This is a genomic window from Defluviitoga tunisiensis, assembly GCF_000953715.1.
Taxonomy (GTDB): domain Bacteria; phylum Thermotogota; class Thermotogae; order Petrotogales; family Petrotogaceae; genus Defluviitoga; species Defluviitoga tunisiensis.
This window is the reverse complement of sequence record NZ_LN824141.1, coordinates 283352-300266: the sequence shown is the minus strand read 5'-3', so window position 1 is coordinate 300266 and position 16915 is coordinate 283352. Positions and strand designations below refer to the sequence as shown.

Genomic DNA, 16915 nt, shown 5'->3' with positions numbered 1-16915 from the left:
TAGAAAATAATGGGAAAACTATATATAGTCGGTACGCCTATTGGTAATTTAGAAGATATAACTTTTAGAGCCCTTAAAATATTAGAGAAAGCAGATCTTATTTTTACAGAAGATAAAAGGGTTACCTTGAAACTTATTAATCATTACAATTTAGGTAAAAAAGAATTGTTTACGTTTAATGAGGCAAATGCTTCTAAATTAATAGAAAAAGCAATTACTCTTATTAAAAGTCATGAAGTAACAGCTTTAGTTAGTGACGCTGGAATGCCAGTTATTTCGGATCCAGGTTCAAGTCTAATTGAAGAATGTTGGAAAGAGGATATAGAAATTGATATAGCACCAGGCCCTTCAGCGGTCACGACTGCCCTAGCCTTAAGTGGTTTTGTGGCATCAAGATTCGTTTTTTTAGGTTTTTTACCAAGAGATAAAAAATTAAGAAGGCTTCTTAGAGAAATAAACGAAAAAGAAATAAAAAGTACAATCGTTTTTTTTGAATCTCCCAATCGTATAATAAAGACGTTAAAAGAGATAAAAGATCATTTAGGGAATGTTGACTTGTTTGTAGGAAGAGAAATGACTAAATTACATCAGGAGCTTTTTAGAGGAAATGTTGAAGAAGCTTTAGCATTCTTTGAATCAAAAGAAATTGTGAAGGGAGAATTAACAGTTGTTATTTCATCAACAAAATGAATTTAAGTTTGAATCAATTCAAGAACTTATTGAGTACCTTAACTCTATTTTTGTGAATTCTCCAATGTATTCTAAAGAAATAGAAGTTATAGGGGATGTAACCCATGCTAAATATAGCAAAAGAGGAGATTTATATGTAGAACTATCTCAAAAGGTTCGAAATTCAAATTATTCCATAACTATCTTTTTTAATCAATCTTCAATTCCGTATCTTCTTGACCATTGTCACTTGAAATCTGAAAAAGAGCTTATAAATAAAAGATGGAAATTTGGAGGAGTAGTTAATTTTTGGAAACGAGAAGCTAAGTATGTGGTTCATGGAACCTACGTCATCGCCTTAGGAGACTCGGAAATAGAGAAAAAAAGAAGAGAGATATTAAAAATACTTGAAAAAAACGGCCTTTTAAGAAAAGTAGAACATGAGTTAGTTGAATTAAACCCTATAAAAAAGATAGCAGTTGTTTCATCACCAACTGCAGCAGGTTTCGGGGATTTTTTGAAAAATATTAATCATGCAAGGTTTGTTCCTATAGTGCATTTATACCCTGCTCCAATGCAAGGGGTTAATACTGTTCCAGGAATAAAATATGCTTTGGGAGCTATATTAAAATCAAAAATTGATTATGATATTGTTGTTATTATTAGAGGTGGAGGTTCTAAGAGTGATTTAATGTACTTTGATGATTTAGAACTAGCTTATATAATTGCAAAGTTTAATGAAAAGATACCTGTTGTTGTTGGTATAGGTCATGAACAAGATAAAACCATTCCTGACTATGTTAGCTGGAAAAACTATTCTACTCCTACAGAGGTTTCTCGAGATATTGTCAACCAAATAAATTTTTATGTTGATAGAATAGAATCTCTTGAAAAAGATTTGACTCTATATTTTAATAATATATACTCAAGGGCAGAAAATTTAATTTCATTTAATACAATAAATAATATAAAATATTTTATTAACAAGGAGATATTAAATGCATCTAAAAAGTTGGAAGATAATTATTTACAAATTAAAAACCAAGTAAATTTAATCCTTGAATACAATGAAAAAAATGTTGATCTCAATAAATTAGAAAATATTTCAAATTTATTGAATTTCTTATTAAATAATGTTTCTAAGAATGTAGTAACCTATCAAAACAGTATTCTAACAGAAATGAAAAATATGATTGACTACTCCGAAAGTTCTTTAATAAACGTTTTTCAACGGTTAACAGAATCAAGTCCATTTGCAGCATTTTTATACAATGGAGTATTGATAAAAAAGAATGAAGAGATTGTAGATTCAATTTCAAAAATAGATGAAGGTGAAAAAGTTAGACTAATTTTTAAAGATGGTAGTGCTGATTCTAACATTGAGAAAATATATAAATGGTAATGTGAAAATTACTTGTATTTTTACAAAGTAGATATATTAAGAAGGTGACAAAATGGAAGATATAATAAATCTAACTGAAAAAGATATTAAGGAACTGAGTTTTAAACAACAATTAGAATTATTAGAAAGAATAAACGAGTACTTTCAAAACGAAAGAGATGATATAAATATAGAAGATGCCCTTGAGATTTACAAAAAAGCATTAGAAATATTAACTTATGCAAGAGAAAAATTAGTAACTTTAAAGGAAGAAAAAAGCATGATAGATGAAAAATACGAAAAAATCAAAAGTCAGTTTGCGGATTTATAGTTTATATTATAAGCATCAAATAATATACAAATACAACAAGATTGACTGGTTAAAAATTATTAATCAAAATATAATATTTTTTTTGTATAATGAATATGTATAAAATTGTAGAGGAGGAAAATTATGTTTGTTTCAGTTGGTAAAGGTGTGTATATCCCGACTGAAAGAATACACTCCATTGTTCCTGCAAGTTTAATTCAGTTTTCAAAGATCAAGAAGATTTACCAGGGAATTGATGTAATAACACAGTCTGAAGATGAAGAAGAGGGGTCTATAAAAGGCTCAACAAGTTTAATAGATGCCACATATGGAAAAGGCGTAAAAACTGTTATTTATATGGATAGTGGACAAATAATTTTAACTCCTCTTACTGCAGATAAAATAGTTGAAAAAGTAAGAAAAGGAAGGCGATAGAATGGCTATACCTCTACCGGTTGTTATAGAAACAGAAGGAAGGTATGAACGAGCCTACGACATATATTCAAGACTGTTAAAAGATAGGATAGTGTTTTTAGGCTCTGTAATAAATGATGATGTAGCGAATGTAATAATTGCTCAACTTTTGTTTTTAGAATCTCAAGATCCAGATAAAGACATTTTTTTATACATTAATTCTCCTGGAGGTTCTGTCACAGCAGGCTTAGGTATATATGATACAATGATGTACGTTAAGCCGGATATATCTACTATATGTATAGGTCAAGCTGCTTCAATGGGGGCAGTTTTGTTGGCGGCGGGAGCAAAAGGGAAACGATATTCTCTGCCAAATTCAAGAATAATGATACATCAACCATGGGGCGGTGCTGAAGGTTCGGCGATTGATATTCAGATTCATGCACGTGAAATTCTAAGACTTAGAAATGATCTTAATAATATATTAAGTACTCATACAGGCCAACCTTTAGAAAAGATTGAAAAAGATACAGACAGAGATTTTTTTATGAATGCTCAAGAAGCTTTAAATTATGGACTAATAGACAAAGTTATAACAACGATGAGTGAAACAACTGATGATTCTAAGAAAAAATGATTAAGAGACTTATTTCCGGTAAAATACAAAAGAGGGCGCCGAACAGATGCGTCCTCCTTTTTCTTAACTTTTTGGAGGTTATGTAAAATGGCAAACTTAACTCCAATGATAAAACAATATCTTGAAATAAAAGAGGAGTATAAGGATTCAATATTACTTTTTAGATTAGGAGATTTTTATGAAACATTTTTTGATGATGCCCAAAAGGTTAGTGAAATACTTCAAATAGTTCTTACAAAAAGAAATGGTCATCCTATGGCCGGTATTCCTTATCATGCACTTAATAATTACTTAAAAAAGCTTTTGGATAGTGGGTGCAAAGTTGCTATATGTGAACAAGTAGAAGACCCTCAAACAGCTAAAGGTATTGTTGATAGAAAAGTTACAAGGGTTTTGACACCTGGAACGATTGTTGACGATAACATGATCGATGATTTTAATAGATTTTCAACTTTAATAACAAAAAGTGAAAAGGGTTATATTCTAGCGGTTTTTGATTTTTCTACAGGTGAATTTTACTTAGATACTTTTGATTTTAATGAGAATGAACTGCTGGATTTTATCAATTCTTTTGGGTTTGTTCAGATACTTCTATCTAAAAATGTAGAGAGTTTATATAAACAAATAAAAAATATGCTTCCAGATTTATACGTTGAAGTATTAGATGATTGGTATTTTTCAAATAATTTTTTGGAACATTTAAAGGATATCTATAAAGTTTTTAGTCTTGACTATGTTGATTATAATAATGAAGAATTAAAAGTTGCAGACGCAGTATTAAAGTATCTTGAACTAACACAGTTTTCAAAGATACGTCATATGAAAATACCAAAACGTTTTAAAACGAGAGAATACATGCTTTTAGATTCAAATACAATAGAAAATCTTGGAATATTGCCAACTTCAACTACAAGAGGTAAAACACTTTATGATATACTAAAGTTTACTAGAACTAGCATGGGTCACAGAAAATTAAGAGATTTCATCATATCGCCATTGTTAGATAAAAATATTATAGAACAAAGATTTGATTATGTTGAAGCTCTTAAAGAAGACCATTTATTAATGGAAGAGCTAAAAGAATATTTTTCTCACATTAAGGACTTAGAAAGAATTTCTTCTAGAATTTCCTTACGTAAAGCTACTCCACGAGATTTAATTGCGTTAAAAGATTCTTTAGAAATAGTACCTTATATTATTGAATCTGTTAAAACAAACCTTGGTATTAGTAGTTTCTTTGACAAAATAGATCCCTTAGGTGAAGTCAAAGAAATTATAGAAAAGACCATATGTGAAGAACCCTCAATTGAGGTTGGGAGTGGAGAAGTTATCAAAGAAGGTGTTTCTAATGAACTTGATGAGTATAGAAACATACTAAAAAACATCGACAACATTCTTGAAGAGATTGAAAAAAGAGAAAAAGAATTAACAAAAATTAATAGCTTAAAGGTTAGTAGAAATAAAGTTTATGGTTTTTATATTGAAATACCTAAGACTCAAATAGCAAAAGTTCCTGCATACTATACTAGAAAACAGACTTTGGTTAATACTGAAAGATTTACTATTGAAGAATTGCGACAAATTGAACAAAAATTGTCCTTGGCAGAAGATAGAATCAAAGCTATAGAAAAGGAACTATTTGATAAAATTATTCTAGAGTTAGAAAAATATGTGACTGAAATAAAACAACTATCAGATAGATTAGCAGAACTTGATGTTTTTAGGTCTTTTGCAGAGGCGAGTGTTAAATATAATTATATAAGGCCGAAAATGATAGAAAAATCAAGGAATACAAAGATAATCAACGGTAGACATCCTGTGGTTGAACGTTTTGTAAGTAATTTTATTCCAAATGATTTAATATTTGATGAAGACCGATTTTATATAATATTGACAGGTCCTAATATGAGCGGTAAATCTACATATGTAAGGCAGATTGGAATAATTAGTATAATGGCTCAAATTGGATGTTTTGTTCCTGCAGAGGTTGCTGAGCTCCCAGTATATGATGGGATATTTACTCGAATAGGGGCGAGAGATGATATTGTTACGGGAAAGTCCACGTTTTTAGTTGAGATGCTTGAGATGTCGACAATAATCAATAGAGCAACAGAACATAGTCTAGTACTCCTTGATGAAGTGGGAAGAGGAACAAGTACTTTAGATGGAATATCTGTTGCATGGGCGATATCTGAGTACTTATTTCAAGTAAAAAAATGTAATACTATTTTTGCAACTCATTATACAGAATTGACCTATATGTCATATATATATAATGAAGTAATTGCAAAAAGAATAAAAGTCAAGGAAACAATGGAAGGTGTTATTTTCCTTCACAAAATAGAAGATGGAACAAGTGATAATAGCTATGGAATAGAGATTGCAAAGCTAGCGGGATTTCCAGTTGAGATTGTAGATCGAGCCAGAGAGGTTTTAGAACAATTATCTGATAGAGTTGATCTTGAAAATAAGCTTAAAAAAGTTAAAAACATTAAGAAGAAGAGTTATAAAGTACAGGAAAATCAGTTAAAAATGTTTTGATTTGTGATATAATTTCAAAGAAGAATAGAATCGTGAGTAGTATTGAATTTGTGATAAAGCCTATATAAAGATAAAAAATAAAATAAATTATTTTTCGTTAATTTTTGAAGATATCAAAAAGAAGGAGGTTATTAGTATGCCACTTACTGAACAAAATGATTACGGAACAATAAGTATCTCTGAAAATGTTTTGAAAGATATGGTGTATAAAACTGTCGAAAAATATCTGAAAGAAGAAAAAATATTTAATGAAAAAATTCAAAAAGATCTTCAAAAAAGCATAAAAGTGTCTGTAAATGATGACACTAGTGTGAGTATTTATTTAAAAATTCCTGCCAAGTATGGTGAAAATATTGTAGAGTATTCCAAAAGGGCTCAGAAAAAAATTAAAGATGAGCTTGAAAAATTAGCCCAGGTATATGTTTCAAATATAGATATAACAATAGAAACTATATCTAAACCAGAAGAGATCGAAGAAGAGTTTGAAGAGTTTATGGAAGAAGAAACAGAGAAGGAGTTAGCTGAAGAAGAAGATTCAAGCAAAGTTGAAGATGAAGAGGAGAAAAACAAACAAAATGAATGATGTAGTGTTTCAAAAAAGATTAATGAGAAAAATAGTTTTTGAAAGCCTTTTCCAGATAGATATAAACGATAATACTTTAGATGAAATATTATTTACCTTAGAGAAACTTAACGAACAAGTAAATTTACAAAAGGAGTATTATGAAGAGGCCAAAAAATATGTTTCAGAGATTTACGGTAAAAAATCATTCTATGATTCATTGATAAATAAATATTCACAAGGGTGGCCGGTTGATCGAATTGGAAATGTTGAGAAAACAGCAATGAGAATTTGTATTTATGAGTTACTAAATAAAAAAGACATTCCAGTTAAAGTTATCTTAAACGAAGCTGTAGAATTGACAAAAACTTATTCGTCACAAAAATCCGCGAGTTTTGTCAATGGGATCGTTAATAAAATAGCACGTTCTCAAACTTTACTTACTTAATGAGAATATAATTTGTATTTTGTAAAAAGAAAGGGTGAGAAAGGAGGAAAATGAGATTTTTATTGTGTAAAAATCTCATTATTTTATAATGGATACAAACGTTCCTCTTTATAAACTGCTCAATAATATGAATTATGAAGAATTGGAAGAATTAGCTCAAAAAATTAGAAAATATATATATACAACAATATCCAACGGCAGCGGCCACCTTGCTTCTAATCTGGGAGTAGTTGAGCTAACCATAGCATTGTATAGAATTTTTGATCCTGTTGAAGATGTAATTATATGGGATACTAGTCATCAAAGCTATGTTCACAAACTTCTAACAGGTAGATGGAAAGAATTTAAGAATATTAGAAAAAAAGCAGGTATAAGTGGATATACCAATATTTTTGAATCAGATGCTGATAAGTTTGGTGCTGGACATGCGGGTACCGCTATTGCTGCAGCACTAGGTTTCTTTTTATCAGATAAGTTAAAAAAAAGAAAAAGGGATATAGTAGCTATTGTTGGAGACGGTGCTTTAGGATGTGGAATGACCCTTGAATCCTTAAATCAGTTAAATTACCAAGGAGCAAACGTTAAAATAGTATTGAATGATAATGAAATGGCTATTTCAAAAAATGTTGGTGCGATATCTCAACTTCTTAACAATTTCAGAGTAAAAAAAGAATATACAGAAACGAAAAAAGCTTTAAAAAGTTCTTTGGAAGATTCTTCCGTTGGAAAAGATGTGGAAAATCTATTGAAAAAATTTAGAGATGCGCTAAAATATTCATTTTATGCTTCGCCCGCACCTTTTTTCGAGGACATGGGTATAAAATATTATGGACCAGTTGAAGGACATAATATAAAAAAACTTGAAGAGTACTTTAAGTTTATGAAAGAATATAACGAAGGTCCAGTTTTGCTACATGTTGTTACCAAAAAAGGAAAAGGATTTGAAGAGATAGAGAATGCGCCTATAAAATTTCATGGAATATCCAAAAAAGATGATAAAATTTCTTATAGTAAAATAGTTGGCCATACTCTTGCTTGGCTTAAAAATTATGAATTTCTAGCGTTTACTGCTGCAATGTCATCAGGTACAGGTCTTGATATATTACAAGAGATTTCTCCAGATAAAGTTATCGATATGGGTATTACAGAATCAAGCGTAGTAACTACTGCAGCCGCTGTTTCTTTTGGCGGTATTTTGCCTATTGTTGATATATATTCTACATTCATGCAAAGAGCTTTTGATTCATTGATTCATGATGTAGCTTTACAAAAAGCCCCAGTTTTATTTTTGCTTGATAGAGCTGGTTTAGTTGGAGAAGATGGGCCTACTCATCATGGTGTTTTTGATCTATCTTACACTAGATTAATCCCCAATGTTGAAGTTTGGACCCCTTTGGATGCGCAAGACCTTGCAAATATGGTATATACATCAGTTATTCAAGGAATAAAAAAGCCTAGATTTATTCGTTTTCCTAGAGATGGAGAAAAAATTAGCGTAACACAAATATTAGAAAATCTCAAAATAGTAAACGGAGAATGGAGATTTTTAAAAAAGTCAGAGTCGGATGTCTATGTTCTTGCAGTAGGAACAATGGCACAGCTTGTTGTTAAAGCTTTAAATGAATTTGAAGTAAACATAATAGGCGTTCGAAGTGTTAAACCGGTTGATGATTTTGTAATGCAGGTTTTAGCAGAAAAAGCAAATTATATATTTGTATATGAAGAAGGAAGCTTAAAAGGTGGTTTTAATGAAGAAATATACAAATTAAAAAACAAACAGATATTTGCTTTTGGTATAAAAGATGACTTTGTTTCTCATGCTACACGTGAGGAACAACTTCAAGAATGTGGATTAGATATTGAATCTATAAAAAAGAATTTCGAAGAATTGTTTTTGAAAACAGACATTGGCACTAAGATTTTAAGAAGAAGGTGAAAGTAAATTGTTTAAAAAGATATTATTGCAGCTTTTAGTAGTCGTGGTTTTTACTGTAAGTTCAGTTTATGCCTTCGAATTTTCACTAACCCCATCTTATTCTTATACCTTAAGTAAAGATATCGAGAAGGTTGATTATCTTGGTGCAAGAATGAGTTTTCTTATTCCTACCGAAGATAACAAGTCTATAAACTATGGACCATATGTTGGAATATTTTATAATTACAAACTTTTAGAACAAGCACATGTTCAAGAACAAGCCGGTATTTCTCTTGGATTACATATGAAATATTGCGCAAATATTATACAGAATTTTTACTTTGTAATTTCTGCTTTTGGGGGAGTACATACCGAAGATTTTTTTAAGAATTTTAATACTGAAATATCAGTTAATGCGGGATTAGGATATAATAATTATTTTCTTATGGTGGGATATGAAACAAGATATTATCCAAATGAATTTACAGTAAACTATTTGCCAATTACAATAGGGGTGAGTTTTCAATTTTAGAACGAGCTCGAAATGATTTAGAGATTAATAGAATCATAAAAATAATTGCTTCGCATTCTAACACAAAATATGGGGAAGATTTTTTATTGCAAAACAGCAAATTTTATGACAATTTTGAAGAATTAGAAAATGAAACTTATATTTCTAACTTATTCTTGGATTTAGTAATAAAGGGCAATGTGAAGGAATTATATGGGGTTAATTACATTTCAAATATATTAAATAAAATTGATAATCAAGAAAATTTAGAAGGAAAAGAGTTTCGTAATGTTGGAGAGTTTTTGGAGTCTTCAGAAAAAATTTATATGTATTACTCTAAAATTGATGAATTATTAGCAGAAAAGATAAAACGCTACGATCAATTAGCCTATCTTCGAGATGAGATATTCCAAACTTTTACACAAGACGGAAATATTAAAGATGATGCTACAGCAGAATTAAAAAATATTAGAAGAAGTATGGCAATTGTAAAGAATCAACTTAACATTGAATTTAATAGGATAAAAAATCGATATTATAAATATCTTTCGATAGATCAACCTATAGAAAAAAATGACAGGATATGTATTGCTATAAGAACAGAAAATAAAAATCTCATTAAAGGTATTACTGTAGGGAAATCAGATTCTGGTTCAACGGTTTTTATTGAACCAGAAAGCATGATAGAACTAAACGAAAAATATATAGATTTAGTAAGTGATGAGAGGTTAGAGATTAATAAGATTATCTCGCTGTTGACTTTTGAACTTCAAAAAAATTATACAAGACTCAAACAAAATGTAGAGATAATTGCGTATATAGATTCGAATATAGCAAAAGCCAAGTATGCAAAATTAAATAATGCCATATTTATTCTTCCAAGCATTACTTCAAGAAAAGTAAATTTGAAAGAGCTTCGTCATCCGCTAATAGATAGAGAAAAGGTAGTACCTATAGATGTAGAACTTAATAGAAATGGAATGATAATAACCGGTCCAAACACCGGAGGAAAAACTGTTACTTTGAAATCAATAGGAATCGCCTTTTTTATGTCTCATGCAGCTTTACCTGTGTTGACTATTAAAGCTGAATTACCCTTTATAAACGATATATATACCGACATTGGTGATCAACAAAACATATCTGAGAATCTCAGCACTTTTTCTGCTCATCTGGTTAACATTAAACAGATATTAGACGAGGCGACTGAAAAATCTCTAGTATTAATTGATGAATTAGGCACTGGAACTGATCCGATAGAAGGCGCAGCCTTAAGTAAAGCGATACTAAAATATCTTTTAGATAAAGGGCCTTTGATTTTTGCAACTTCTCATCTTTCTGAAATTAAAGTTTATTCATTAGAAGAAGAAAGACTCCTTTCTGCTTCTATGTCATTTGATATCGAGACACTTCAACCCACTTATAAATTATTAATAGGTGTTCCTGGTGCATCTCATGCTATAGAAATTGCACAAAGGTTAGGAATAAATTCTCAAGTCATTCGAGAGTCATATAGATATTTAGACGAAGGATACGCACAAAATGAGAAAATAATTCAACAGTTATCATTAATGCATAAAGAATATGAAGAAAGTTTATTGAGACAAAAAAATGCTGAAGAAAAAGCTTTAAAGCTAAAAAATGAATATGAAGAGAAGGTTGAGAAGGTTAAAAATAGGGAACTAGAATATATAGATAGAGAAATTTGGAAAGTAAAAAAAGAACTCAAAAAGATAAAAGGTGAGATCCAGAAAATTATTTCAGAAATTAAGATTGCTATTGAAAAAAAAGATATAGATTCCATGCAAAATGAGCTTAGAAAAATTGAAGAATTAACCTTAAAAGTAGATAATATAGAAGAACAAATAAAAACTGATAAGTCGGAAGATAAAATCTCGGACTTCCATTTGAATGTAGGAATGGTGGTTAAAGTGCCAGGTAATATGGTAGGTGAAATTAAGAAAGTTGATGGGAAAAAAATAACCGTACAACTTAAAAATTCTCCCATTCAAATAACTTACAGTCCTAAAGACATTGAACCTATTATTAATGCCGATGAAGATCCCGTAAGAAAAAGTGTGCAAATTAAAATAAACAAAAAGGAGATTGTTAACCCGGAACTAGATATTAGGGGGTTAACTGTAAACGAAGCTATCCCCGAAATAAAAAAATTTCTAGACGATTTAATAGCTTCTGGTATTAAAGAGGGAAGGATAATTCATGGGAAAGGATCTGGGAAGTTAGCTATAGGTGTGTGGGATTATTTAAGGAATTCCTCGATTGTAAGAGATTTTAAGATAGCAAAGAGTGAAGAAGGGGGAACTGGAGTTACTGTTGTAGAATTATGACAGATCTTCATTTTTTTGAAATTTACTGAAATATTATATAATTTTGAAGAAAAATTGCTAATACATTTAGAATTTGCATTAAGTTCGTTGTAAACCCCACCTTTTTTAGTGCTATAAGATAAAACCAATTAATCAAAATTCGCATGCGCTAGTATTTTTTAGACAAAAGAATATTAAAACCTCGAACACGTTAAGAATTGTTAATTTTAAAGTGTGAAAGATGCTTGGGTAGGAGGGTATAAATATGGTCTTTGGTCTCGATATAGGAACAAGAACCATTGTTGGAATTTTGGCTTCTTATGATGAAATTGCTGAAAAAATTATAGTACACCATTTTTATGAAGTAGAACATGAAAATCGTGCGATGATTGATGGGCAAATTCATGATGTTGCAAGAGTAGCTAAAGGAGTTGCAAAAGTTAAAAAGGCTTTAGAAGATAAAAGCGGTAAAAAATTAAATGAAGTTGCGATTGCAATAGCAGGTAGATTTCTAATTTCTTCCATCGGTACCTATTCACTAAATATCTCTGAATATGGATATTTAAGTTCAGATGTAATAAATAAAATGGAAATTGAGGCGGTTAATGCTGCAGCAGAAAAATTGCAGTATCCTCAAAGTATGTACTGTGTTGGTTATTCTGTGCTTTATTACAGTTTAGATAACCAATGGATGAAACATCTTGAAGGACAGAAAGGAAATCAAGCAAAAGTTAAGGTTCTAGCAGCCTTTCTTCCTAGTAATGTTGTAGAGGCTATGTTATCGGTACTTGATAGAGTAAATCTTAAACCAATGCATATTACTTTAGAACCTATAGCCGCTACTAGTTTAGTTGTTCCTGAAGACTTGAGAAACCTTAATATTGCCATGATTGATATAGGCGCTGGAACAAGTGACATAGCAATTTCTGATAAGGGTATAATAACAGGTTATGGAATGGTTCCAAAAGCCGGAGATGAAATTACCGATGTCATATCTGAAGGACTTTTAGTAGATTTTAAAACTGCAGAAAGTATAAAAAGGCAACTGAAGATAAAAGAGACCATATCTTTCCTTGATATATTAGATAATTCACAAACTATTACTAAACAAGAGGTTCTTAATCTAATTTCTCCTGTAATAGATGATATAACTGAAAAAATAGCAAAGGAAATTATAAATCTCAATGGAAAACCTCCAATTGCTGTTATGATAGTAGGAGGAGGAGGTAAAGTACCTTTAATTACAGAGAAGTTGGCTGAAAAATTAGGTATTCCAAATAATAGAGTTTCATTAAAAACATTAAAGAATATAGATATAATCTTTTTTGAAAATGAAAAATTAGAAGGTAGTGAATATATAACTCCCCTAGGAATTGTTAATGTTGCTCTTAAAAAGCAGGGTAGTGTATTTACGGAAGTGAAAGTTAACGGCAGAAGTGTAAATATGCTCATGATTGGAAAAGATATAACAATTCTTCAAGTATTGCTTCAAGCAGGTTATTCGTTAGATAAATTGGTCAGTACCCCTTCACTAGCAATAGCTTTTGAATTGAACGGAAAACTTCAGATAAAACGAGGAAATTTTGGTAAAAAAGCAAGAATTTTTAAAAACGGAGAACCTGCAGAATTACACTCTACAATAAATCCGGGAGATATAATAGAAATTGAAGAACCACGTGATGCTGAACCAGTTACAGTGAAATTAACAGAGGTCATTAAGCCAATGGAATTTTTTTTAAATGGAGTGCCAAAAAAAATTTATCCAATAATATATAAAAATGGTGAAAGAGTTGAGGATTTAGAAGAATTAATACAAGATGGAGATGAAATTCAAACGATTTCTCCGACAATTGAAAAAGTTTTTAAAGATAATAATGAAGTTTTATATTTTACTATAAATAATCTTCCATATGAAGTCGTAGTAGGAACTGTTATTGTAAAAAACGATGAAATATTAGAAAATGATTATAGGATTCAAGAAGGAGATTTATTGAGGACCCAAATAAAGGAACTTCCTAAAATAAAAGATTTTTTAGATGTAGAAACAGAAAAGATGGTAGTTTATTTGAATGGTGAAGAAGTAGTATTAGATAGAGAAGAAATAATAGTTACTTGTAATGGAAACATAATAGATGTCAATCAAGAAATAAAAAATGGTTCAAACTATACTGTGAGGAAAGTACGTAAAGAAGCTCAATTAATCGATATATTATCAAGTTTATCTTTGAATATCGACGAGATCAAATCTTATGATATATATATTAATGATCAAAGAGTTGAGAGTTTTCTTCAAAAAATCACTCCAGGAGCTAATGTGAGGTTGATAATTAATGATTAGAGGGATAGGTATCGATATAGTGAAAATAGACAGAATAAATGACAATAACATTAAAAAAATACTATCTATTAAAGAGAGAGAAATATATAACGGGTTTAAAGGAAATAGGAAAAAACAAGAATTTGCAGCAGGTAGGTTTGCTGCAAAAGAGGCTATTATAAAATGTTTTAAGAGTTATATCCCATATTCAAGAATCACTATATTAGAAAAAGAAAATGGAGAACCTTTTATAGACGCTGATTCTTCAGAATATATATTTAATCAATTTGGAGGCGAAGCTGATATACATATAACAATATCTCATGAAAGAGAGTATGCAATAGCTGCCGCTATTGTTGTTGATAAATGTGGAATGTAAGTTGCAAGTTTTTACTTTAGATTAAAATATTCTACTACGGCATTTTTTATTATTTCTGCAAATGTATCTACGTAATGTCCAGACGAAAACTTTTTTTCCACATCAGGATTGCTTATAAATTCCATTTCAAATAATACTGCTGGACCTCTAGTATAAGCCAAAACTGCAAATTCTGCCTTATAAATACCTCTGAATCTTATTCCATTACCATTGATATAACTGCCTAAAATCTTGGCAAAACTTTCACTTTGTTTCAGACTATTTCCTTTATCGCTGACCCAAGTTTGAATTATATTTTTATCTGCTGTCATATCTAAATTCTCACGATAAGCAATTCTTCTTGCATAAGCACTTTCAGAAAAATCAAAATAATAGACTTCAGATCCTGAAACTGTTTTATCAGAAGGATAATCGTTCATGTGTAAACTAATGAATAAATCAGCTACCTTTTCATTTGAAAAAACAGCTCTGTCGTGTAGATCCACGTAAATATCAGTAGTCCTAGTAAGATAGACATTGATATTATACGTGCTTAATAGTTCTTGAACCTTTTTTGCCACTGCTAGAGTAAGATCTTTTTCAAAGACCTTAGTAGGTCCAACAGCTCCTGAATCAATACCTCCATGACCAGGATCTAACACCAACACAGGTAAACTAATCTCTTCTTCAAAAGATAAATCAAGTACTATTCTTGTCTCCTCAATAATTTCATTCAAGTTAGCAGTATTGTTTAACTTTATTTGAACCCATACTTCTGTTGGCGAATAATGGTAAGCTTTAATGAAGTTAATTTTGTTTTTATATTCTTCGTAAATATATGAATTAGGTACTTCTGCACCTTTAATTTTTAAGAGATAACCTGATTTATTAACTAAAGGATAAATACCAATATCTTCAGGAGATGACGAAAGATCAATTATAATCCTAGCATCTGTTTTTTGAATAATAGTTTTGATAGACTTAACCTGAGCTAAAGGAACATTCAAATATACAGAGCTATCGTTAGAAATCAATTCTAGATCCATTACTTTAGCTAACAATTCTGGAGTTAAATATATTTTCCCGTTTTTCTCTTTTAAGTCATTAGGATAAAAATTTAAAGATTCACTACTATTAATGATAGCCAAATTATTTTGTGGAAAAATGAAAACATTCCATTTTTCTCCTTTAATGTAAATTAATGATGAATTAAATACATCTATAGATCTATTTGTAAGTTTGGCAATAACTTCCAGATCAATATACGTATTTTCGTTTTCCTCAAAATAGGACGTAACGTCCAATTCTCTCCATTGAAAGTAGACATTTTTCGAAAAAATAGATAAAAAACATAAAAGAAAAAGACCAATAATAAAAAATTCTTTAAAGTTATTATTTAAAGAACTCATACCTTTCCCCCTTTTGAAGCATTTGAATTTGAAAGCAATTCTACAATTTTTTCGGGAATTTTATAATTTGGAAGTATATAGTCTGCATAACCTTCTTCTGCAACCACCTTTGGCATACCGTAAACCACACAAGTTTCTTTTGCTTCTGAGATTACTTTTCCACCGTAATGTTTTATTTTAAAAGCTCCCTTTGAGCCATCACGTCCCATTCCAGTTAATATTACAGCAATGGAATTTTTTTTATATATTTCAGCAGCTAAGTCAAAGGTAAAGTCAGCGGCTGGTCTCACGTTGTTTATCTTTTCGCTTTTATCAAGAAAAAGCCTAACCTTAAAGTCGTTACCTTTTAAACCAAGATGATAATCTCCAGGAGCTACGTATACGATATTTTTTTGAAGAATTTCTCCGTCTTCTGCCTCCTTTACTCTTAAATTAGATATTTTGTCCAGCCTGTCGGCTAAAGATTTTGTGAAACCCGGAGGCATATGTTGAATAATAATAACAGGGGCATTTAAATTTTCAGGTAATTGTGGAATAATGACGTCTAAAGATCTAGGTCCCCCAGTTGAACTTGCAATTAAAACAATTTTTTGGCCAACTATATTAAAGTCCAGTCTTTTTCGGGATTTTCTTCTAGGGATATGTTGAACAGTTGTTAGTTTATCGAGGGATACTTTCATACTCTCTCTTATTTTGTTCAAAAGTTCATCTTGTACATCTCTAAAAGTCCAAGAAGTGCTTCCAGCAGGTTTTTGGATAAAATCAAAAGCACCTTTTTCAAGACATTCTATAGTAATATCTGCGTCATTTGAAGTTAAGCTACTTACCATAATTATACGAGTAGGAGACTTCTGCATAATCTCTGATAAAACCTCTAACCCATTCTTTTTAGGCATTTCTATATCAAGGGTAACCACATCAGGTTTTAATGTAATAATTTTGTCTATTGCTTCTACTCCATCTTTTGCAAAACCAACGACCTTCATATCTGGTTGTTGGTCAATTATATCTTTTAACACCATTCGCATAAATGCAGAATCATCAACAATCAAAACTCTTATTGGGTCCAAAGAAGGAATCCTCCTTTTCGAAAAATGGTGTAAATTAAGGTAGACC

The 16915-nt window shown here is 30.4% G+C and carries 15 protein-coding genes; 13 read left to right on the top strand and 2 right to left on the bottom strand.

Annotated features, from left to right (window positions below; all coding sequences use genetic code 11):
* Positions 1 to 9 precede the first annotated feature (9 nt).
* The 13 genes from rsmI to acpS all read left to right on the top strand — a co-directional run bounded on the left by rsmI (position 10) and on the right by acpS (position 14411).
* On the top strand, positions 10 to 690 hold the full coding sequence (gene rsmI, locus DTL3_RS01435) for a 16S rRNA (cytidine(1402)-2'-O)-methyltransferase (protein ID WP_045087210.1): 681 nt from the start codon (positions 10 to 12) through the stop codon (positions 688 to 690).
* Positions 668 to 2071, top strand: coding sequence for an exodeoxyribonuclease VII large subunit (gene xseA, locus DTL3_RS01430; protein WP_052670238.1), 1404 nt, complete (start codon positions 668 to 670; stop codon positions 2069 to 2071). The genes rsmI and xseA overlap by 23 nt, the downstream gene beginning before the upstream one ends.
* Before the next feature lie 52 nt (positions 2072 to 2123).
* Entirely contained in the window at positions 2124 to 2381 is a 258-nt protein-coding gene (locus DTL3_RS01425; RefSeq protein WP_045087209.1) for a hypothetical protein, read from the top strand.
* 123 nt (positions 2382 to 2504) lie between these two features.
* Positions 2505 to 2795 (top strand): DUF370 domain-containing protein, encoded by a 291-nt coding sequence (locus tag DTL3_RS01420; protein ID WP_045087208.1) that lies wholly within the window; start codon positions 2505 to 2507, stop codon positions 2793 to 2795.
* A gap of 1 nt (position 2796) precedes the next feature.
* Entirely contained in the window at positions 2797 to 3411 is a 615-nt protein-coding gene (gene clpP, locus DTL3_RS01415) for an ATP-dependent Clp endopeptidase proteolytic subunit ClpP (protein WP_045087207.1), read from the top strand.
* An 87-nt stretch (positions 3412 to 3498) separates the two neighbouring features.
* Entirely contained in the window at positions 3499 to 5952 is a 2454-nt protein-coding gene (mutS, locus tag DTL3_RS01410; RefSeq protein WP_045087206.1) for a DNA mismatch repair protein MutS, read from the top strand.
* Between the two features lie 136 nt (positions 5953 to 6088).
* Positions 6089 to 6535: an Asp23/Gls24 family envelope stress response protein gene (locus tag DTL3_RS01405; RefSeq protein WP_045087205.1), complete on the top strand. Its 447-nt coding sequence runs from the start codon at positions 6089 to 6091 to the stop codon at positions 6533 to 6535.
* A complete protein-coding gene (gene nusB / locus DTL3_RS01400) occupies positions 6528 to 6962 on the top strand; it encodes a transcription antitermination factor NusB (RefSeq protein ID WP_045087204.1) in 435 nt (144 codons plus the stop codon). The genes DTL3_RS01405 and nusB overlap by 8 nt, the downstream gene beginning before the upstream one ends.
* Positions 6963 to 7050: 88 nt before the next feature.
* Positions 7051 to 8898, top strand: coding sequence for a 1-deoxy-D-xylulose-5-phosphate synthase (gene dxs, locus DTL3_RS01395; RefSeq protein ID WP_052670236.1), 1848 nt, complete (start codon positions 7051 to 7053; stop codon positions 8896 to 8898).
* 7 nt (positions 8899 to 8905) lie between these two features.
* On the top strand, positions 8906 to 9409 hold the full coding sequence (locus tag DTL3_RS01390) for a hypothetical protein (protein WP_045087203.1): 504 nt from the start codon (positions 8906 to 8908) through the stop codon (positions 9407 to 9409).
* Complete coding sequence (locus DTL3_RS01385; RefSeq protein WP_407919243.1) at positions 9358 to 11736, top strand: endonuclease MutS2; 2379 nt, start codon at positions 9358 to 9360, stop codon at positions 11734 to 11736. Before DTL3_RS01390 ends, DTL3_RS01385 begins: the two co-directional genes overlap by 52 nt.
* A 244-nt stretch (positions 11737 to 11980) precedes the next feature.
* Positions 11981 to 14053: a cell division FtsA domain-containing protein gene (locus DTL3_RS01380; protein ID WP_045087201.1), complete on the top strand. Its 2073-nt coding sequence runs from the start codon at positions 11981 to 11983 to the stop codon at positions 14051 to 14053.
* Positions 14046 to 14411, top strand: a complete 366-nt coding sequence (gene acpS / locus DTL3_RS01375; RefSeq protein ID WP_045087200.1) for a holo-ACP synthase — start codon at positions 14046 to 14048, stop codon at positions 14409 to 14411. The genes DTL3_RS01380 and acpS overlap by 8 nt, the downstream gene beginning before the upstream one ends.
* Before the next feature lie 11 nt (positions 14412 to 14422).
* Here the strand turns inward: acpS and DTL3_RS01370 are convergent, their stop codons facing one another.
* Complete coding sequence (locus DTL3_RS01370) at positions 14423 to 15799, bottom strand: N-acetylmuramoyl-L-alanine amidase family protein (protein ID WP_052670234.1); 1377 nt, start codon at positions 15797 to 15799, stop codon at positions 14423 to 14425.
* The gene (locus DTL3_RS01365; RefSeq protein ID WP_045088527.1) at positions 15796 to 16827 is read right to left on the bottom strand and encodes a protein-glutamate methylesterase/protein-glutamine glutaminase; all 1032 of its coding nucleotides are present in this window, start codon (positions 16825 to 16827) and stop codon (positions 15796 to 15798) included. Before DTL3_RS01365 ends, DTL3_RS01370 begins: the two co-directional genes overlap by 4 nt.
* Positions 16828 to 16915 lie beyond the last annotated feature (88 nt).